This window comes from Spirillospora sp. CA-128828, from assembly GCF_050945415.1.
In the GTDB taxonomy this organism is placed as follows: Bacteria; Actinomycetota; Actinomycetes; order Streptosporangiales; family Streptosporangiaceae; genus Spirillospora.
On the sequence record NZ_CP191986.1, the window covers coordinates 7,906,761 to 7,926,232 of the forward strand.

Annotated in this window: 10 protein-coding genes, 1 pseudogene and 3 CRISPR repeat arrays (1 of these 14 only partly in view); of the genes and pseudogenes, 2 read left to right on the forward strand and 9 right to left on the reverse strand. The window is 69.9% G+C overall.

All coding sequences use genetic code 11. From position 1 onward, the window contains the following. Positions 1-4,049: direct repeats of the CRISPR family, unit length 29 nt; unit sequence GTTCTCCCCGCGCGAGCGGGGGTGGTCCG; it begins 735 nt to the left of the window's first position. Positions 4,050-4,167: 118 nt separating this feature from the next. From cas2e to ACQPXG_RS38130, 9 genes and pseudogenes are all read right to left on the reverse strand, one after another. Further along, positions 4,168-4,503, reverse strand: coding sequence for a type I-E CRISPR-associated endoribonuclease Cas2e (cas2e, locus tag ACQPXG_RS38090; RefSeq protein ID WP_433463997.1), 336 nt, complete (start codon positions 4,501-4,503; stop codon positions 4,168-4,170). Positions 4,504-4,513: 10 nt separating this feature from the next. Then, positions 4,514-5,488 carry a type I-E CRISPR-associated endonuclease Cas1e gene (cas1e, locus tag ACQPXG_RS38095; protein ID WP_433463998.1) on the reverse strand — a complete coding sequence of 325 codons (975 nt, stop codon included), beginning with the start codon at positions 5,486-5,488 and terminating at the stop codon, positions 4,514-4,516. Continuing rightward, positions 5,485-6,129, reverse strand: a complete 645-nt coding sequence (gene cas6e, locus ACQPXG_RS38100) for a type I-E CRISPR-associated protein Cas6/Cse3/CasE (RefSeq protein WP_433463999.1) — start codon at positions 6,127-6,129, stop codon at positions 5,485-5,487. The genes cas1e and cas6e overlap by 4 nt, the downstream gene beginning before the upstream one ends. Then, on the reverse strand, positions 6,126-6,944 hold the full coding sequence (gene cas5e, locus ACQPXG_RS38105) for a type I-E CRISPR-associated protein Cas5/CasD (protein ID WP_433464000.1): 819 nt from the start codon (positions 6,942-6,944) through the stop codon (positions 6,126-6,128). Before cas5e ends, cas6e begins: the two co-directional genes overlap by 4 nt. Further along, a complete protein-coding gene (cas7e, locus tag ACQPXG_RS38110; protein ID WP_433464001.1) occupies positions 6,941-8,131 on the reverse strand; it encodes a type I-E CRISPR-associated protein Cas7/Cse4/CasC in 1,191 nt (396 codons plus the stop codon). The genes cas5e and cas7e overlap by 4 nt, the downstream gene beginning before the upstream one ends. Positions 8,132-8,166: 35 nt before the next feature. After that, a complete protein-coding gene (casB, locus tag ACQPXG_RS38115; RefSeq protein WP_433464002.1) occupies positions 8,167-8,793 on the reverse strand; it encodes a type I-E CRISPR-associated protein Cse2/CasB in 627 nt (208 codons plus the stop codon). Between the two features lie 34 nt (positions 8,794-8,827). Then, positions 8,828-10,354 carry a type I-E CRISPR-associated protein Cse1/CasA gene (casA, locus tag ACQPXG_RS38120; RefSeq protein ID WP_433464003.1) on the reverse strand — a complete coding sequence of 509 codons (1,527 nt, stop codon included), beginning with the start codon at positions 10,352-10,354 and terminating at the stop codon, positions 8,828-8,830. 222 nt (positions 10,355-10,576) lie between these two features. After that, positions 10,577-13,450, reverse strand: a complete 2,874-nt coding sequence (cas3, locus tag ACQPXG_RS38125) for a CRISPR-associated helicase Cas3' (RefSeq protein WP_433464004.1) — start codon at positions 13,448-13,450, stop codon at positions 10,577-10,579. Positions 13,451-13,611: 161 nt separating this feature from the next. After that, positions 13,612-16,569: direct repeats of the CRISPR family, unit length 29 nt; unit sequence GTTCTCCCCGCGCGAGCGGGGGTGGTCCG. Between the two features lie 24 nt (positions 16,570-16,593). Continuing rightward, positions 16,594-17,804 (reverse strand): annotated as a pseudogene (locus ACQPXG_RS38130) (IS110 family transposase). A 287-nt stretch (positions 17,805-18,091) separates the two neighbouring features. Next, positions 18,092-18,365: a CRISPR direct-repeat array (repeat unit 30 nt; unit sequence GTTCTCCCCGCGCGAGCGGGGGTGGTCCGG). A gap of 501 nt (positions 18,366-18,866) precedes the next feature. On the opposite strand from ACQPXG_RS38130, the gene ACQPXG_RS38135 reads away from it, so the two are divergent. Together ACQPXG_RS38135 and ACQPXG_RS38140 are read left to right on the forward strand one after the other, a co-directional pair. After that, positions 18,867-19,109 (forward strand): hypothetical protein, encoded by a 243-nt coding sequence (locus ACQPXG_RS38135; RefSeq protein ID WP_433464005.1) that lies wholly within the window; start codon positions 18,867-18,869, stop codon positions 19,107-19,109. Between the two features lie 65 nt (positions 19,110-19,174). Next, positions 19,175-19,471: a transposase gene (locus ACQPXG_RS38140; RefSeq protein ID WP_433464006.1), complete on the forward strand. Its 297-nt coding sequence runs from the start codon at positions 19,175-19,177 to the stop codon at positions 19,469-19,471. The last annotated feature ends 1 nt before the right edge of the window (position 19,472 follow it).

Here is a 19,472-nt window from a genome sequence, read left to right on the forward strand (position 1 = left end):
CTCCCCGCGCGAGCGGGGGTGGTCCGCAAGGTACCGGCGCGCTGCCGTCCTGAACGAGGTTCTCCCCGCGCGAGCGGGGGTGGTCCGAAGTTCGAGGAGTCGCTGAAGAACCTTGCGCCGTTCTCCCCGCGCGAGCGGGGGTGGTCCGAACGTGCCGGACGCGACGGCCGCGCCGGCGGCGTTCTCCCCGCGCGAGCGGGGGTGGTCCGCCTGAGCCGGTGCTGACCGGCTCCCAGTTCAAGTTCTCCCCGCGCGAGCGGGGGTGGTCCACTCTACGCCGCCGTCGTGGGAACCCGATCAAGTTCTCCCCGCGCGAGCGGGGGTGGTCCGCTCTACGCCGCCGTCGTGGGAACCCGATCAAGTTCTCCCCGCGCGAGCGGGGGTGGTCCGCTCTACGCCGCCGTCGTGGGAACCCGATCAAGTTCTCCCCGCGCGAGCGGGGGTGGTCCGCAAGGTACCGGCGCGCTGCCGTCCTGAACGAGGTTCTCCCCGCGCGAGCGGGGGTGGTCCGCAGGCGGCGGCCACGGTCAAGGCCGTGCTCGCGTTCTCCCCGCGCGAGCGGGGGTGGTCCGTGGGGAGGCGTCACCGATGACGGTGTTGTCGGGTTCTCCCCGCGCGAGCGGGGGTGGTCCGGGAGCGGGCCAGTGAGTGTCCACACCCTCCGCGTTCTCCCCGCGCGAGCGGGGGTGGTCCGCGGATATTGATCGTCCCTGGTCAGCCCCGGCAGTTCTCCCCGCGCGAGCGGGGGTGGTCCGCACGCCGACTGGTTCCTCACCGATGCCACCGCGTTCTCCCCGCGCGAGCGGGGGTGGTCCGTCGTGGGTCCAGGGCTCATTGCCGATCGGGTCGTTCTCCCCGCGCGAGCGGGGGTGGTCCGCCGCACCGCCGCTGGGCCACCAGTTCGTTCGTGTTCTCCCCGCGCGAGCGGGGGTGGTCCGCAGCGAGTGCTTCGGCGGAGTGTCGGAATGCCGTTCTCCCCGCGCGAGCGGGGGTGGTCCGCCTGAACCAGTTGAGTCACCGCAGGTGCGAGCGTTCTCCCCGCGCGAGCGGGGGTGGTCCGGACATGCAGCACACCATGCGACTGATCGACTGGTTCTCCCCGCGCGAGCGGGGGTGGTCCGCACTCGATCGCGCCGAGGTCGATCAACTCCCGGTTCTCCCCGCGCGAGCGGGGGTGGTCCGCTCCCGCCGGTAGGCGATCAGGCTCAGGAGGCGTTCTCCCCGCGCGAGCGGGGGTGGTCCCGAGTACGGCGAGAGGCGATACCTCAGTCGGCCGTTCTCCCCGCGCGAGCGGGGGTGGTCCGCGCTCATCACGAGAGCCCAGCAGGCGGGCGCCGTTCTCCCCGCGCGAGCGGGGGTGGTCCGTGGGTCCGCGGGGTTCCTTGGCCGTCATTTCCGTTCTCCCCGCGCGAGCGGGGGTGGTCCGAGAATCGCGCGTTCGCTACGAACGTGGTGGAGGTTCTCCCCGCGCGAGCGGGGGTGGTCCGCCGAGCGAGGGGCGCCCGAACCGGGCGACCCGGTTCTCCCCGCGCGAGCGGGGGTGGTCCGGTGAGCCAGCCCCGGGCGCTGATCGCGGCTGCGTTCTCCCCGCGCGAGCGGGGGTGGTCCGTCGGGGCCGGCGACGCCGCTCGGGGCAGAGGGGTTCTCCCCGCGCGAGCGGGGGTGGTCCGGGCCGGCCCCTGCGACACGCCGGGGGTTTTCGGTTCTCCCCGCGCGAGCGGGGGTGGTCCGCTGGCATTTCACCTCCCATGGATTGCTGACTCGTTCTCCCCGCGCGAGCGGGGGTGGTCCGCGGCCGACCGCTCCGGAGTCGGACGAGTTCAGGTTCTCCCCGCGCGAGCGGGGGTGGTCCGTCGGGGACCACGTGGGCCCGGAGCCACGCGTCGTTCTCCCCGCGCGAGCGGGGGTGGTCCGGTCGCAGCGGAGTACTCCGTCGACAACCTGCCGTTCTCCCCGCGCGAGCGGGGGTGGTCCGAAGACCGTCCTGGAGTGGGTGAAGAAGAAGGTGTTCTCCCCGCGCGAGCGGGGGTGGTCCGACGAACTGTCCGTGGTCGATCAGGACGACGTCGTTCTCCCCGCGCGAGCGGGGGTGGTCCGGCAGGAACACCCAGCATGGCACGCACTCACCAGTTCTCCCCGCGCGAGCGGGGGTGGTCCGTGGTCGTGCTCGACTACAAACAGGGTTCACAGGTTCTCCCCGCGCGAGCGGGGGTGGTCCGCGCTGGCAGCCGCGGGAGCCGCACCGCCAGCTGTTCTCCCCGCGCGAGCGGGGGTGGTCCGCGGGACTCTTGCCCTTCACGCCGCGCCGGGTCGTTCTCCCCGCGCGAGCGGGGGTGGTCCGTCAGCGGGGCCGGTGGGGCCGGGACGACTCGGGTTCTCCCCGCGCGAGCGGGGGTGGTCCGGCGGAGACGAGTGCGGGCCGCTTTTTTGCGTTGTTCTCCCCGCGCGAGCGGGGGTGGTCCGGTGGACGGTCGGGTGAACGTGGGACTCGCTGGGTTCTCCCCGCGCGAGCGGGGGTGGTCCGGTGGACGGTCGGGTGAACGTGGGACTCGCTGGGTTCTCCCCGCGCGAGCGGGGGTGGTCCGTCGTGTGGGCCGGTGACGATGCTCAGCTCAGCGTTCTCCCCGCGCGAGCGGGGGTGGTCCGTCAGCGGGGCCGGTGGGGCCGGGACGACTCGGGTTCTCCCCGCGCGAGCGGGGGTGGTCCGGCGGAGACGAGTGCGGGCCGCTTTTTTGCGTTGTTCTCCCCGCGCGAGCGGGGGTGGTCCGGTGGACGGTCGGGTGAACGTGGGACTCGCTGGGTTCTCCCCGCGCGAGCGGGGGTGGTCCGGTGGACGGTCGGGTGAACGTGGGACTCGCTGGGTTCTCCCCGCGCGAGCGGGGGTGGTCCGTCGTGTGGGCCGGTGACGATGCTCAGCTCAGCGTTCTCCCCGCGCGAGCGGGGGTGGTCCGCGAAGGTGCCGCGGCGGGCCGCCACCGTGCGCGTTCTCCCCGCCCGAGCGGGGGTGGTCCGCTTTCGAGCATCCACGCCAGGGTGATGGGGGCGTTCTCCCCGCGCGAGCGGGGGTGGTCCATCCACCGGCGAACCTGTTTCGCCCGCAGCAGCGTTCTCCCCGCGCGAGCGGGGGTGGTCCTGCACCCGGGGCTACACCGGGTGCGTCTGCCCCGTTCTCCCCGCGCGAGCGGGGGTGGTCCGACGGTGTGGATGACCTCGGCCGTGATCGACGCGTTCTCCCCGCGCGAGCGGGGGTGGTCCGCTTTCGAGCATCCACGCCAAGGTGATGGGCGCGTTCTCCCCGCGCGAGCGGGGGTGGTCCGCTCGTGTCTGCCGGGATCATCCCTCCGGAGTCGTTCTCCCCGCGCGAGCGGGGGTGGTCCGTCGAGATCGCCGCACGGGCCCCAGCGGTCCGAGTTCTCCCCACGCGAGCGGGGGTGGTCCGTCGGCCGAGCCGTCCGGCAGCGCCGCAGTGCAGTTCTCCCCGCGCGAGCGGGGGTGGTCCGGCGCTGGAGGAGCTGGCGGACCGGTGGGCGACGTTCTCCCCGCGCGAGCGGGGGTGGTCCGCGTCCGCGCGCCGCTGCTCGGCCGAGTCCTCCGTTCTCCCCGCGCGAGCGGGGGTGGTCCGAAAACGCCCTGGGTTTCGGTTGCCGCACCGTTGTTCTCCCCGCGCGAGCGGGGGTGGTCCGGCGCCGTCGTTCGACAGGACCCGCGCAACCTCGTTCTCCCCGCGCGAGCGGGGGTGGTCCGTTCCTGATCTACGCGGCGGGCACGTTGGTGCGGTTCTCCCCGCGCGAGCGGGGGTGGTCCGCCGATCGGCGCGAAGTCGGCGCGGCGTCTCCAGTTCTCCCAGCGCGAGCGGGGGTGGTCCGACGCTGGAGTCGGTGCTCGGTGAGCTGGGTTCGTTCTCCCTGCGCGAGCGGGGGTGGTCCGGGGGTGATCGCCTTGGCGCGCAGCATCATCCTGTTCTCCCCGCGCAAGCAGGGGTGGTCCGCGGATCGACCTGACGCTCGTGGATGTGACAGTGTTCTCCCCGCGCGAGCGGGGGTGGTCCGGCATACAGCGACATCGTGGACGTCGTCGTGGAGTTCTCCGCGCGAGCGGGGTGGTCCGTCCGGCGAGCGGACCCTGTACGTGGAGGGCATTGTTTCGTTCTCCATGGTGAGTGAGTCTTCATGAAGTGATGCCGAGGGTCTCTGATGCTTCGGGTTCTGCTGGTTCGTTGGCTGGTTCGGTGGGGTCGAGGGCGATGAGGGTGAGGCCGTCGAAGTCGATGGGGGTGCGTCGGCGTTGGCCGACGGTGTGCAGTGTGAAGCCTTGTTCGTTGGCGTCGGGGTGCATGAGGAGGGCGGCTCCGTCGTCGATGGACGCGGCGACAGCGGTCCAGAGTTCGGTGCGGACGCGGGCGGAGAGAGTGCCGACGTAGAGGCCTGGCATGGGTTCGGTCATCCAGCGGGTGAGGGCGCCGCGTAGGTGGTCGGGAATGGCGGTGGTGGCGATGACGGTCATGGTTGCCATCTCAGTGGTGTCCGTAGTTGGTGCCACCGGCGATGCGTCCGAAGTCGGGGTCCCAGAGGTCGACGAGTTCTTCGGTGGCGTCTTGGGCGTCTTCTTGTCGGGTGCCGTCGTCGGGTTCTAGAAGGGTTTGGATGTCGGCGACGATGCGTGGCAGCAGTTTGAAGAGGCGAAGGCCGTCTCGGAATGAGCGGCGGGCTTGGCCGTCGGGGTCGGTGGAGTCGTGGAGTGTGAAGGCGAGGGGGAGGGTGAGTTGGGCCTTGTAGAGGTCGGCGATGTCGTAGACGAAGGAGTTGCTGGTGCCGGTGTGGACGAAGCCGAGGCCGGGGGCGCAGCCGATGGCGTTGATCGCGGCGTGGGTGATGCCGTAGAGGCAGGTGTTCGCGGCTGACAGTGCGCGGTTGACGGGGTCTTGGGCGTCCCAGTCGTCGGGGGCGTAGGAGCGTTTGAAGGGGCGGACGCCGTTGCGTTCGGCGAGCATGCGGTAGAGGACCTTCATGCGTTGGCCTTCGAGTCCGCGTAGTTGGGCGATGGTGGCGTCGCTGGGTGCGGTGTCGCCGAATCGGTGAAGGTACATGCGGCGGGCGACGGCGGTGCGTTGGGTGTCGTCGGCCCAGGCTCGGGCTTGGGTTTCCAGCCAGCGTGTGGGCAGGGAGTCGGGGACGGTGGCGGTGTAGCAGCGCACTCCTGCGGTGCCGGTGCACACCACCGTGGTGCCGTGGCGGGCGAGGGTTGAGAGTGCGCGGGTGGTGATGGAGACTCCGGGGCCCAGCAGCAGGCAGCCGAGGGCGGCGGTGGGTAAGGCGACGCGGCGGGTGTCGTCGCCGAGTTGGAAGAGCGCTTTGACGCCGGTGTCGTCTTGGACGATGCGTGCGACGTCGATGTAGAGGAATGACAGGGAGTCGCCGATGCGGGGAAGCATGGCGGCGGTGGGCGCGGCCAGGCGTTGGCGGGCGTTGCGGTGTGGTGTCGTGCTCATCGGGCGGGCGCGATGGTGAGGAGTCCGCAGCCGAAGGACTTGCCGCGTCCGATGCCGGTGTGGATTCTTTCGGTCAGCGCCGTGGGGTCGGTGACGGTGGCGGTGCCGTCGAATCGGGTGCGAGCGTGGGTGACGCGGCCGTTGCCGGGGCGTTGGCCGGTGAGGGTGGTGAGTTGGCTGCTGTACAGGCTGCGTAGGAGGAGTCCGGCGGAGTCGGCTTGGCGTTGCCACCATTGGTCGGCGTCGGCACCGTACAGGGGGACGACCTGCTTGGGGCGGCCGGCGGTGGTGTTCTTGCCGAGTTTGCTGGTGGCGTTGGCGATGATCCGGTAGTGGATGTTGGCGCCTTCGGCCAGGCCGGCCAGCAGTGGGGCCAGCGATTTGGTGCGGGCGGCGCCGTAACTGGTGGGCAGGTTGTCCAGCGCGGGTTTGAGGGTGCTCTGTACCAGGACGGCGAATCCGGTGGGTTGCTCTTCCAAGCGGAACAGGGCGGCGGCTTGCTGGCGGGCGCTGGGGCCCAGGCCGTCTGGGAACAGGGACATGACCCGGCGGTGCAGCCGGGTCGCGTCGCGCAGGTCGGACAGGACGGTGCGGTCGCGGGTGTTGGGGACGATTTGTGTGATCCACAGTTCGGTGTTCATGGGGTGGCCTTCCCGGCGTGTTCGTTCAGGTAGGCGGTGAGGCTCGTGATGTAGGCGATGCCAAGGCCGGCGCACTGCCGGGCGGGCAGGTCCAGGTGCCGTCGGTAGACGGGGCGGGAGCGGTACTGCCGGTTGCCGGGGTCGAAGGAGATGGGGTCGTCTTGGGTCTGGGTGTACACCTGATCCTGTTCAGCGGGGTCAGGGCCTCCCGGCCAGGTGGGGCCGGTGAAGGGGGTATCGGCGCGGAACTCCACGGACGTGTCTTGTTCGCCGGCAGGGGCCAGGCGGGCGAGCGGCAGGCCGATCAGGTGTCTGATCGGCGCCTCGAGAGGGCCTGAGATCAGCAGTGGCGGGTTGGGCGCGCATGATCGGCGGCCCAGATAGGGCGGCCAGGCCGGTGTGCGCAGGGCTTGCGCGCAGATGCCCAGCAGTTGGGGGTCGGACGCGGTGACGGCGACGGTGAACGCGGCGTCCTGCAGGTAGTAGCGGTCGGATATAAGGGTTGCTGTTTCGGCGGAGCGGCGCTTGCCCTCCGCGGTGATCACGGTGAGCTGGCGCGGCATGCCGCCGCCGACGGTGTGGAAGTCGCGGAGCAAGGTGCCGGGGCGGTCGATCCGGATGGTGAAGCGTAGGGCGGTCAGGTCGTCGATGGGGTGGTGCCGGCGGCGCCCGAGGGCGGCGGCGATCAGCCCGATCAGGCCGGATCGGGTCGGTGCCCGGGAGGTGTCGCGCTGGTTGAAGCGTGAGCGTTCCCCCCAGGATTGGAGCGGGCCGCCCAGGTGCAGCAGCAGGCCTGCGGAAGGTTCGGCGTTCACACCGTTTCCTTTACGCGGAGTGCGCTGTCCAGGGATTTGTCGATCAGTGCCTCGAAGGACAGGACGCGTTCGCCCAGGCCGGTGGTTTCGGCGGTCGACAGCGTGGCGTGGGCGCTGTGAAGCAGCCCGTCGGTGCCCAGCAGTGCGTTGACGGCGGCGGCGTAGCTGGTGAGCGCCTCGACCGACGGGTCGCCGTGCCCGCCCGAGCGCCCGGCACGGACGGGCTGTTCGAACGCTGCGGCGTAGGAGACTGGCCGGTCGGTGCGGACGGTCAGGTGTGCCAGATGGGGGATGGTGTGGGGGGCGGTGGAGTTCTTCTTTGCGTAGGGCAGCGACAGCAGCGCGGCCCGGGCCAGGCCGGCGGCCAGTTCCCGGGTGTCGGCGAGGTCCTGGCCGAGGTTGGCGTGCAGGTCGTGCAGGTCCACCACGATGTAGCGATACAGGACTCCGGCGCTGTGTTCGGTCTGGCCCATGTGGGCGCTGCCGGTGGTGTCGCCCCATGCGTCGGTGACGTCGTCGACGGCGCTGAAGTAGTCGATTTCGGTGTCGGTGGCGTGGGTGGTGAAGGCGTGGGCGACCTGGACGGCGCCGTCCACCTTGGCGTCGTCGACCTGGGCGAGCATCCGGCCGAACAGGCTGATGATGCCGTTGCGGCTGCGCAGCACGGCGTCGACGTCTTCGGCGGGGATGACCGAGTGCTTGCGTTCGAACTTGGCGGGGTCCTTGGCCTGCTCGAGGGCGTCGCGGTGCTGGACGGCCAGGTCGGCGAGCTCGGTGATGGCGGTGGCGGGCACGTAGATCATGGCGGCGGTGGTCCAGGCGTCGGACGCGCCGTTGGCTCCGGCGGCCTCGTCCTTCCTTCTTTTCGGTGCCTCGGCGCCGACGCTGGAGGCGGCCGCGGTGTGACGGCCCGCGCGTTCGGCCAGGTCGGCGGGCCATCCGTGTTTCTGCTGGAGGTGCTTGGCGAGGTATTCGGGCAGCCGCCGGGTGCGCAGTGCCTTCTGTCCGAGGTGTTGCTGCAGGTGCAGACGCATGGCGCGCTTCCAGCACTGGCTGCTGATGCGGGTGCGTTCGGTGTCGCCCCATCGCACGGTCTTGATCGCGTTGGTGTCGTCGCGGTTGAGGTTGGCGAAGGGGATGGCCTGCAGGACGTGGATTTCGAGGAAACGTCCGGGAATCGTGGTCATGGTGGTCTCCAGCGTGCGGGTTCGGGGCAAGGGGGCTATGCGGAGTCGTGCTCGGCGCGATCGGCTTGTTCGGCGGTGTCGCGTTCGGCCTGGAACCTGGTCCGGTAGAACGACTGCAACCAGCGACGCGTGATCTGGTCCCGGTGGTACTCCCACCAGTACAGATCGGCCAGTAGCTGCGCCCAGTCCACTGCGGACGGGTGATCGGCCACGGCCCGGACGGCGGCGGGCAGATGCCGGTGCACGCCGTCGACGCTTTGCCGGGTGAGCAGGTTGAGACGGGCTTCGGCGGCGGACTCGCGCAGCGCACCGCGGCCGACGCCCTCAGCCAGGCACTTGCCAAAGTTGCGGGTTGGTGCCGCGCCGCGGCCATCTTGGGGCTGGGCGGTTTCAGCAGGCGAGGTGTTGCCTCGGGCGTGCGGAGGCAACGAGGCGATCATGGCGGCGACGGCGTAGTGGGCGCGTTCGCCGCTGTCGCCGCCTTTGGGCACCCGGGCGGCGAGCACCTGGTGCATGCGGTGGCAGCGGTCGAGGGGCCGGCCGAGCCCGCTGCGCAGTGCGGCACGTTTACCGGGGTCGTCGCACAGCCGCATAACGTCGGCGACGAAGTCTTGGGCCCGCTGAATCGTGGATTGCTCCGACCGTGATGTTTGCGTGGTCATACCGTCCTGCCAGAGAAGAGTTACCGGTGGGGGTTCAGGACTTGTGCTTGGCCTTGCGGCGTCCGCCATGCAGTTCCAGCCGTGCCTGTTCGATCGCGCGGGCACTGCGCGCATCACGGATGTGCTCCTGGGTGACCTGCTCGAACACGGCGGTGGCGGCTCGAAGGAATGGACGCCAGGGCTCGGTGTAATCCTGGGCGCGCATCCGCGTCCAGAAGATCTCCTCCGCCTGCGGCCAGTACGCGGCCGCAGCGTGCTCAGCCCACGCACACCGTGCAGGCTTGGTGTCGGTCGCCAGCGCCCATGCCCGTTTGGCCGCGAACTCCAGACGCCGTCCATACAGCTCACCGAAAGCATGAAGGTCACCGATCCGCCGGGCGACCTGGGGATCGTCGTCCCGGACCCGGAACAGCAGCGGCGGGGTGATGGCCGACACGAACTGGATGTCTTTGGTCTTGCCGTCCTGCTGAAACCCCAACGCCCGCGCCTTGAACGTCCCCAGGTCATCCACGGTGTCGAACACCTCGGGACGGCGCGGCTCCACGGCATTGTTGGTGGGAAGCTGCAGCAGGCCGTCCAGATCACGCCACAGTGCCCGGTCGGCTTCGGCGGGACGCGCATCCGGGTTGCCCTGCTGGCTGATCTGGTGAATCACGTACGCGTCGTTGGTGGACGGCTGCTTGTGCCGCCGCCCCCAGGTGATCCAGGCGTCAACAACGTGATCGCCGGTGGCGTCAGGTACCAGCAGCAGCGCATGCTGCCACCCGCCGGTCAGCCGGCTGCGCGGCCCCGGATAGGGAGCGGATGCTGGGGGCGCGGCAAGCGGGTCGGGAAGGCCAGGAAGTTCCCACGGGCACAGATCGTCGTCAGGGGACAGATGCCGCGGCGGGGGCGTCAACCCGGCCAGCAACGTTTCCAGCACCGTGGCGCCCTCGGGGTGATAGGACAAGCTCGACCGCAGCGGTCCCGCGGACACGTCCGCCTTTGTGATGTCGCCGTGGGTGCGGGTGCCGCAGCGGCCCGAGGGCCCGTAGTACAACCAGACGAGCAGCGCCGCGAACGCCTCAGCCGCCGCGACCGGCGCGGGCGAGATATCCCAATGGTGACCGAACCACACCGAGTTGTTCCCGGCCGGGCGCCCCAGCGCCAGTTTGTTCACCCCCGCGCTCTTCGGGCACACCTGCGGATCGGCCAGGCGAGGATCTTGCAGGAAGGGCCGCTCCGGATCGAACAGATCGAACCTGCCGCCAAACTCCTCGAAGTACGCGTCGACAGCCTCGGGATCCAACGGCGCGGCTAGGAACTCCTGGCGGCGATCCAGCCAGTCGTCCTCGTGGTCACCGGGGTCGTCCAGGCCCGTGATCCGCGCCATCATGGCGTAGAGCAGCCGATACATCGCCGACAGCGCAGGCGCCGGGGTGACTGTCAGCGCCTCGATCTCATGAGCATGAACGAACAAGTCCCGCAGGCCGACCCTCGGCGGACGCTGCGCCCCCCGCTCCGCCCAGCGAACCTCGATCCAGTCCCTGGCGGCCAGATCAAAGCTGGCTTGCTGCCCCACAGCGCCTCCCCGTCCCGACTGGGAACTGATCAGTAGCTTCACGTAGGCTGTCTGGAAACACTCGAAGGCTGATTGCCGTCGACGCGGTTCCTTGGTTACAAGATCCCTGCTCAGCGGGGGTGAGCCGACTGCCAAGGGCAGGGGATAAAGCGGCTCCGGAAACTCCCCGCGAAGGCGGGGGCAGAGGGCCTGAAGCGTGCCAGAGCAGGGAGTCCGGACGCGTCAGCCCTCCACATCGCTAAGACTGCCAAGGGTAGAAAGATCCATTCCAGTGGAATGGCGGTACTCGACCGATCCTGGCCGGAGACGGCCATACCATCGGCCACCGGAACCGCGTCGCATAGGCAGTAGCGTCCAGTCCGCCAGCACGGAATTGCTGACCCAAGCCGAGGGAAGCTCCAGCAGGTCGACGTCACCCTCGACCCATTTGCCCGGCACGGGGATCATGTACTGGGCGATCAACCGGGCCTCAGCCATGGTGACCGGTGATCCACCATTCAAGCCGGGAGCAGGAACCTCCCCGTTTTCGTCGAGGCTCCAGCAGCCAGGTCCCTGTTCATAGACACACACCAGACGCGCCGAGTCCGCCCCCAACCGGGTCGTGATCAGTGACGCATCGACCTCGACCTTGGTATTGCTCAGCTTCCACAGATCATTCAAGAGCCGACTATCAGGCGGTTCGATCTTGATGAGTTCGGCGATCTGCCGCGCCGCCGCGTGGGCGGCTTGCCGTTCACTGTCCGCATGCGTGATCTTTCGCGCGATGGAATCGTCCAGTTCCATGACCTTTGCGAAGTCATTGGCGTACACCGCGTCCACCAGTTCCTGCACTGCGCCCGGAACCTGAACCGGCGCGCCCGACCGCTCCCGCAGAAGCCGGCTCGTCCGGTGCAGCAGCGATTCGTCGTAGACGTCACCCCACTCGGTGGGCACCGCAAACGCTCCTTCGGCGTCCACCGGATCCAAGACCACGATCCGCGGATCCTCAGTGATCCAGCCCGGGCGGCGTGCATGATGCAGATCCTCCTGCCTACCGCGGTGCCGCTGACAGCGCCCAGCCCGCTGCAGCAGCAAGGCCATCGGGGCCAGGTCGGTGATGAGCAGATCGAAGTCCAGGTCGAGCGACTGCTCGATGATCTGCGTCGACACCAGGACGGTGCGCGGACGGGCCCCGTCCTTCCCGAAATCGGCCTCACACCCCTCAGTGACGGCGGCGCGGTCCCGAGCGCAGAACCTCGAATGCAGCAGCCGCAGCTCAGGCGGGCGCCCGCCGGTGTCCGCCAGGATCTCGAACCAGCGGGCGAGTTGCTGATAGGTGTCTTGTGCCTCCCGCACCGTGGTGCAGCAGATCAGGACGCAGCCCAGATCACTGTCCACGACCGGCTGCAGCAACTTCTGGATCACCGCGGCCCGATGACCGGACCGGGTGGCGTTCCCATCACGGCGCACCGGCACCACCTCGAACGTCAACTCGCGTTCCCGCTCGCTGGGCACCGCATGTGGTTCGCATACCTCACCGGTGACCGCATCGGCGAACAGCCATCCCGGATAGCAAGGCCGCAGGTCCTCGGGCGTGCGGTGACCGCTCCCCCGCATGTAGGCCTCGACCAATGACCGCGCGGACGATCCGGTGAGTGTCGCCGACAGCAGCACCACCGGAGCCTTCAACGCACCCAGCCACTCCAAGAGCCGCACCAGGAGCGCGTGCATCCAGGCGTCATAGGAGTGGGCCTCATCGACGACCACGACCTTGCCCGCCAGGGCCAGCAACCGAAGAACGTTGTACTTCACCGGCAGCACACCGGCCAGCCCCTGGTCGATGGTGAAGGTGCTCAACGGCGCCAGCAGACCGCGCCGACTGGAGTGCAGCCACCGCGCCGCCTCCACCGAGGCATCACGATCGGTGACGACCGCGTCGGCATCAACGGCTGCGGCGGCCGCTTCACCCGCCGCGTCCGCCGACAGCCACGCCATGCTGTGCACCCGCGTCAGCGCCGCATCCCCCAGCAACGCCCTCTCGGCAAACGCGGCCACCCGCCGATGCATCGCATCGGTCGTCGCCATGGTCGGCAGGCAAAACCCCAGACCACCCGCACCGCACGCACGAGCCAGCACACCCGCCCCATACAAGGCCACCTCGGTCTTGCCATCCCCCGGCGGCGCGGTCACCAGCAACAGCCCAGGCCCATGGACCAGGCCGGGCAACTGCCGTGCAACCGATGACTGCAACGCATTGGGCTCAAACGGAAAGAGCTCACCGAATGCGCGATCACCGAACCGGGCCCTTCCAAGTCCTGCCGCCCGCACCACCTGCGGCGCTTCGGCCACCCCACGGTCCCAATGCGCGCGCAGGTCCCCCGACGACGGCTCCCAGCCCCAAGCCGGCAGCCGGGCCCGGATGAACTCCTCCTGACTCGCCAGCCAATCCGCGACGATCACAATCCCGGTCACCACCACCGCCACCGGAACGGGAAGCCGCTCACCGAGCGCCTCATGCGCCCCGGTCAGCCTCCGCAGGACCTCGGCATGGGCCCGGCGCTGGCGCGCCCACCGCCCCTCCCCCACGCCGTCCCGCCGAGGATTACGCAACTCAGCCCGAGACAAAGCGGCACAAAAACGTCCGTGATGTCCACCGAGAAGCTGAGCGATCTGGTGGCCCACGTCCCGGCGAGCCACCGCGCCGACCGGATAGCCCATCTCTCTTAGAATCTCGACCAGCGCCCACTGGGTCACCTCGTTATGCCGAAGTGAGGGCACAGGCTCATCGCCCGCCTCACCGTAGTCCGGTGCCTGTGCCAGCAGATCTTGGTAAAGATCACCGACCACTGCTTGAAAAGACGGTGAGACCTTTCCGAGGTCATGAAGTCCGGCCCAAAAGCAGATCAACCTCCTAAAACTGTCATCGGACAGTCCCGAACCACCACCGTCCCGCAGAACCGGAAGGCCCCCGCCCCACACATCCCACAAGGCCCCAGCAATCGCCGCAGTATCAATGAGGTGGCAGATCACCGGGTAGGGCGCCGGCAGCCCTTGATGCTTGCCCCATAAACGAGCATCGACCCCCGGCAGCCACTCACCTTGATCGTCCGAGGACATGGAACCCCCAGCACAGTCCGCCCAACGTTCGAACTGACTGAACCACACAGCACCGACAAAACTCGCCGCGACGCATAGGCTCAGCCGCATGCGGCATCACCATCACCCTGAAACTGTGTCTCAAATTGGTAACGACCCCCTATGGCTGCAGGTGAGGAAGTGTTCTCCCCGCGCGAGCGGGGGTGGTCCGTACCGCGACGACGACGCGTTCGCCGCCGACGAGTTCTCCCCGCGCGAGCGGGGGTGGTCCGGGCCACTCGATCGCGTCCGTCACGGCGGCGACGTTCTCCCCGCGCGAGCGGGGGTGGTCCGGCTGCACTGGAGGCGCTCCGTGCACTGGAGCAGTTCTCCCCGCGCGAGCGGGGGTGGTCCTCCATGCCGTGGACGTTGTCGATGCTGGCGATCGTTCTCCCCGCGCGAGCGGGGGTGGTCCGCAGCCTTTTATGACCGGGCCGCCCACATCTCCGTTCTCCCCGCGCGAGCGGGGGTGGTCCGATGTGGCGCGCTGCCGAGAAGCTGCTGAGCGCGTTCTCCCCGCGCGAGCGGGGGTGGTCCGAGGGCGGCTACGGCAGCAACGACCTGATCAGCGTTCTCCCCGCGCGAGCGGGGGTGGTCCGATCCGGTATCCGAGGGTGCGGGTCCGGGCGGAGTTCTCCCCGCGCGAGCAGGGGTGGTCCGTCCTCGCCTGCGGTCTCGCTCGGGGAGGGGTCGTTCTCCCCGCGCGAGCGGGGGTGGTCCGCCTCGCTCCTCGGCCAGCCGTGCAAGGACGTGGTTCTCCCCGCGCGAGCGGGGGTGGTCCGTCGTGGAGATCCATCCGGCCCAGGTACGCCACGTTCTCCCCGCGCGAGCGGGGGTGGTCCGTTTTCCAAGGTCATGCTGAGGAATTCCGCTCCGTTCTCCCCGCGCGAGCGGGGGTGGTCCGGCGCTGCAGCAGCAGAAACAGGCGTCGACGCAGTTCTCCCCGCGCGAGCGGGGGTGGTCCGGACTGGCCCGCTGACATCACCCTGCCGCTCACGTTCTCCCCGCGCGAGCGGGGGTGGTCCGTCGGTGGTGAGCGTGGAGCGCAGCGTGGAGGCGTTCTCCCCGCGCGAGCGGGGGTGGTCCGACGGGGGGCCGGATCATTCAAATCCGCAAGTCGTTCTCCCCGCGCGAGCGGGGGTGGTCCGCCCGTTCGGAGCGGCTGGAACGCCTGCACACCGTTCTCCCCGCGCGAGCGGGGGTGGTCCGTCGCCGGGCGCACCGCCGCTGTCTCGAGGTGCGTTCTCCCCGCGCGAGCGGGGGTGGTCCGCTCGCGCGGGACATGGCGCGGGAGCTGGACGCATTCTCCCCGCGCGAGCGGGGGTGGTCCGACTCACCGCAAGATCCGGTACCCGAGGGTGCGGTTCTCCCCGCGCGAGCGGGGGTGGTCCGTCGACGTGGGTCGCTGAACACGCCAGGCCTGGGTTCTCCCCGCGCGAGCGGGGGTGGTCCGTCGACGTGGGTCGCTGAACACGCCAGGCCTGGGTTCTCCCCGCGCGAGCGGGGGTGGTCCGTGGAGGCTGAGCTGGCCGACGTGGCCATCACCGTTCTCCCCGCGCGAGCGGGGGTGGTCCGTCGACGTGGGTCGCTGAACACGCCAGGCCTGGGTTCTCCCCGCGCGAGCGGGGGTGGTCCGTGGAGGCTGAGCTGGCCGACGTGGCCATCACCGTTCTCCCCGCGCGAGCGGGGGTGGTCCGATCCGGTATCCGAGGGTGCGGGTCCGGGCGGAGTTCTCCCCGCGCGAGCGGGGGTGGTCCGTCCTCGCCTGCGGTCTCGCTCGGGGAGGGGTCGTTCTCCCCGCGCGAGCGGGGGTGGTCCGACGACGCAGTCTCTGCAGCTCGTACAGGACGCGTTCTCCCCGCGCGAGCGGGGGTGGTCCGCAGCTGGACATCCCGCCCGCGACCGCGCGGCGGTTCTCCCCGCGCGAGCGGGGGTGGTCCGACCCGTCCGCCGCTGCCGGCGGTGTGGGCCACGTTCTCCCCGCGCGAGCGGGGGTGGTCCGCGTCCCGCGTGGCCGGGCCGTCCATCGTGGTAGTTCTCCCCGCGCGAGCGGGGGTGGTCCGCCATGACGGGCGCGCAGGCGCGGGACCGTGGGGTTCTCCCCGCGCGAGCGGGGGATGGTCCGCGCGAGGACTGGGAGACCGTCCACGCGATGGCGTTCTCCCCGCGCGAGCGGGGGTGGTCCGCGTTCACTGGCGCTCCCTGGATTCGCGCGGCTGTTCTCCCCGCGCGAGCGGGGGTGGTCCGTTGTCCATGACCAGACTCATCACCGCGGTGCGGTTCTCCCCGCGCGAGCGGGGGTGGTCCGGTCACGGTGTACAGGGCGGAGGCCGGCTTTGAGTTCTCCCCGCGCGAGCGGGGGTGGTCCGAAGGCCAAGGAGCAGGCCCAGCGGCTCCAGTCGTTCTCCCCGCGCGAGCGGGGGTGGTCCGAAGGCCAAGGAGCAGGCCCAGCGGCTCCAGTCGTTCTCCCCGCGCGAGCGGGGGTGGTCCGTTCTCGGCGCGATGTTCGCGCACGCCCTCGGCGTTCTCCCCGCGCGAGCGGGGGTGGTCCGCCGGACGGCCGGTACGCCCTGGCCGTGTCGGTGTTCTCCCCGCGCGAGCGGGGGTGGTCCGGTCGTGCGGATGAACGCGCAGGACTATGCGCGGTTCTCCCCGCGCGAGCGGGGGTGGTCCGGCGCTGCGTGTCGAGGTCCGTGACCACGGTCCGTTCTCCCCGCGCGAGCGGGGGTGGTCCGCTCATCGGGGCCGACCGAGGTGGGTGCGCTCTGTTCTCCCCGCGCGAGCGGGGGTGGTCCGACCGCGGGCACGGCGATCTCCGGGACCGTCGGGTTCTCCCCGCGCGAGCGGGGGTGGTCCGGCCCTCGGCCACGTCTACACCCGGGACCCGATGTTCTCCCCGCGCGAGCGGGGGTGGTCCGTGGACGTTCGACGCCGCCGTGTGGGACGCCCCGTTCTCCCCGCGCGAGCGGGGGTGGTCCTGCAGAAGGGGTGCGGTAGTTGAGGCCGTCGGCGTTCTCCCCGCGCGAGCGGGGGTGGTCCGCTTCGATCGTGACACCCACTCGGATCTTGTGGGTTCTCCCCGCGCGAGCGGGGGTGGTCCGCGGGGGGTGTCCCTATGGGATTCGTCAAGCGGCTTGAGCTGCTTGAGTCGTGATTTTTCGGGTGGGTTGGTAGGGCTGTTGGTCGCGGAGCATGGCGTAGATGACGTCGCTGCGGCGGCGGGCCAGGCAGATGAGGGCGGCGTTGTGTTTCTTGCCCTCGGCCCGTTTGCGGTCGTAATAGGCCCTGCTCAGCGGGTCGGAGAGCGAGGCGAACGCGGAGAGGAACATGGCCCGTTTGAGGGCCTTGTTGCCGCCCTTGGGCGGGTGTTCGCCCTTGATGGAGGACCCGGAGCGGCGGGTGACGGGTGCCAGGCCCGCGTAGGCGGCCAGGTGCCCGGGGGTGGCGAAGGCGGAGATGTCGCCGATCTCCAGCAGGATCCGTGCGCTTGTCCTGATCCCGAGGCCGGGCATCGAGATCAGGACCTTGGCAAGAGGGTGTGCATCAAGGATCTCCTCCACCTGGACTGCGACCTGTTTGCGCTGGTCATGGACTGATCGCAGAGAGCGGGCGAGGTGCGGCAGGACGGTTGCGGCCGCAGCGGTGCCGGGAACGACGACGGTCTGGGCGTCCAGCGCGGTCTTGACCGCCTCGATCAGGCGTCCGGCCATGCGTGGCGCCAGCGGCTTGACGGTGGCCAGCAGCTGGTCGGCGGTGGCGGCGCGCAGCCCGTCCGGGCCGCCGTAGGCGATGAGCAGCTCCAGTGCGGCCGGATGGTGCAGCCGCGGACCGATCGCCTTCTCCAGCGCGGGGTGGATGGTGACCAGCAGCCCCCGGATCCGGTAACCAACCGCGTGGATTCACTGGCCAGGTCGTCGTCGAACCCGACCAGAACCTCCAGCTCGGCCAGGGTTTCCTCACCCGAGTCGACCCGCCGCAGCGTATGCGGGAGCGTGCGGGCGGCGTCGGCGATGACGAAGGCGTCGCGGGCGTCGGTCTTGGCATTGCCGGGGTGGACGTCGGCCAGCCGCCGCATGGTCAGCCCGGGCAGGTAGGCGACCTGGCAGCCCTCCGCTCGCGCGACCGCGACCGGCAGGGCCCCGATCGAGGCGGGCTGGTCGACCACTACCAGCACCCTGCCGCGCCGATTGAGCTGGGCGAACAACGCTCGCAGCCGCTGCTCGTCGTTGGGGAGCGGCTTGTCGTGCAGCTTCTTGCCGGACGGGTCCAGGGCGCAGGCGTGGTGCTCGCCCTTGCCGACGTCCAGCCCCAGGAACACCGCGTACTCGGGGCCCAATGCCCTACCTCGCTCGGGGAGTCAATGTACTGTTCGGCCTGGTCACAGATCTGGCGACGGCTGCCGGCATCCACGTTACGGCGAGACGATGACTTCGTCACAGAAGGTTGCCTTGTCCCTATGAGCGGTCCACCGACGCCACCCAGGCCGGTGACAACACCCCCCGGATCATGCCTGCGACAGGGGGCTTGAGTCATGCCGGGCCGGGTGACCTGGCTCCCCACCAACCAGCGATCGGTGGGGACGTGAAAAAGGTAACGGGTGGCGGCCGTCCCGGGTGACGGTCCGTTCTCCCCGCGCGAGCGGGGGTGGTCCGTGGCTGCACTTCCCGTTCCGGACGTGGGGCGCGTTCTCCCCGCGTGAGCGGGGGTGGTCCGTGGGCCGCTGAATGGGGCCGGCGGGTCGTCTGGTTCTCCCCGCGCGAGCGGGGGTGGTCCGGCATGGAGATCCATCTGGCCGAGGTCCGCGACGTTCTCCCCGCGCGAGCGGGGGTGGTCCGGTCAGCTCGGCCATGTCGGCCTCGATCGCGGCGTTCTCCCCGCGCGAGCGGGGCTGGTCCGGGCCTGCCCCACGGTGGCGAGTGTCGATGTGCGGTCTCAGGACTTGCTTAACCGTTTGTTCTCAGGAGTTGCCTGACGTTGACAGCGAGGACCGCAAGGGGTTCTCCCCTCCCGAGTGGGGATGGTTCGGGCGTTGAATCGAGGCCGCGCACCCGGTTGACGCGCGCTTGCGTCCACATGGGGTTCGCAATGCGGGCGTCAGTGAGCAGGCCCGCCACCCTCACGAGGACCCAAAACGAGGCGCCTCCGCCAGACCGTAGCCGCTTCCACCTGACGTCTAGGGACGTCTAAAGCATTTCGGGTAGTTCGGTGGCTCCTCCACACCAAAGTGGTCTTCGAGCAAAGAACGAGCGGGGAGGAACTGGGTGCGGGTGTGGTCGGGGTGTATCGGGCGTCGATCTACCGGGAGGACTGCGGGTGGACCGGCGCGATCTCGCTAGGGCGCCAGCCTGACGGGAAGCGGCGCCGGCTGAAGCGGAAAGCACTGTCCGAGAAGGCTTTGATGCGCAAGCTCGTGCAGGCCGTCGATGACCTGGAGCGTGGGGTGAGCGCCGACCGGAACTACACCGTCGAACGTGCGGCCAGGGATTTCCTGACACAACTGGAGAAGCGAGGACGGGCACCCTCGACAATGGGAGCCTACTGGGGGCTGGTCCGCCGCCATGTGGTGCCGCAGCTGGGGCACATGCGGGTCCGAGACCTGACCGCCGACCATGTCGAGGCGTGGCTGCACGACCGTGCGTGAGCTTCCCCCCGAAGCACGGACTGCTGACCTGAGGTCATCCTTGATCATCAGGAAGGATGTCCGTCATGCCCTCACCACACCCGCCCGAGTTTCGCCGCCGAGCCGTCGAACTGGCGCGCCAGGGTGACAAGTCAATCGTCCAGCTCGCCAAGGACCTGGGAATCAGCCGTTCTTGTCTGCAGAACTGGGTGAACCAGGCCGACGCCGACGACGATAAAAGCGGCGAGTCGGGCCAGCTGACCAGCGCCGAGAAGAAGGAACTAGCCGAGCTGCGGCGCCGTAACCGGCAACTGGAGACCGAGAACGAGATCCTCAAGCGGGCCGCCGCCTACTTCGCCCGCGAGAACGTCCTCCCAAAGTAAT

What these genes read in the sequence shown, in the direction of transcription:
- ACQPXG_RS38140 (WP_433464006.1), top strand. Translation starts at nt 19,175, where the DNA reads ATGCCCTCACCACACCCGCCCGAGTTTCGCCGCCGAGCCGTCGAACTG.
- cas2e (WP_433463997.1), bottom strand. Translation starts at nt 4,503, where the DNA reads ATGACCGTCATCGCCACCACCGCCATTCCCGACCACCTACGCGGCGCC.
- cas3 (WP_433464004.1), bottom strand. Translation starts at nt 13,450, where the DNA reads ATGTCCTCGGACGATCAAGGTGAGTGGCTGCCGGGGGTCGATGCTCGT.
- cas6e (WP_433463999.1), bottom strand. Translation starts at nt 6,129, where the DNA reads ATGAACACCGAACTGTGGATCACACAAATCGTCCCCAACACCCGCGAC.
- casB (WP_433464002.1), bottom strand. Translation starts at nt 8,793, where the DNA reads ATGACCACGCAAACATCACGGTCGGAGCAATCCACGATTCAGCGGGCC.
- cas7e (WP_433464001.1), bottom strand. Translation starts at nt 8,131, where the DNA reads ATGACCACGATTCCCGGACGTTTCCTCGAAATCCACGTCCTGCAGGCC.
- ACQPXG_RS38135 (WP_433464005.1), top strand. Translation starts at nt 18,867, where the DNA reads ATGCGCAAGCTCGTGCAGGCCGTCGATGACCTGGAGCGTGGGGTGAGC.
- cas1e (WP_433463998.1), bottom strand. Translation starts at nt 5,488, where the DNA reads ATGAGCACGACACCACACCGCAACGCCCGCCAACGCCTGGCCGCGCCC.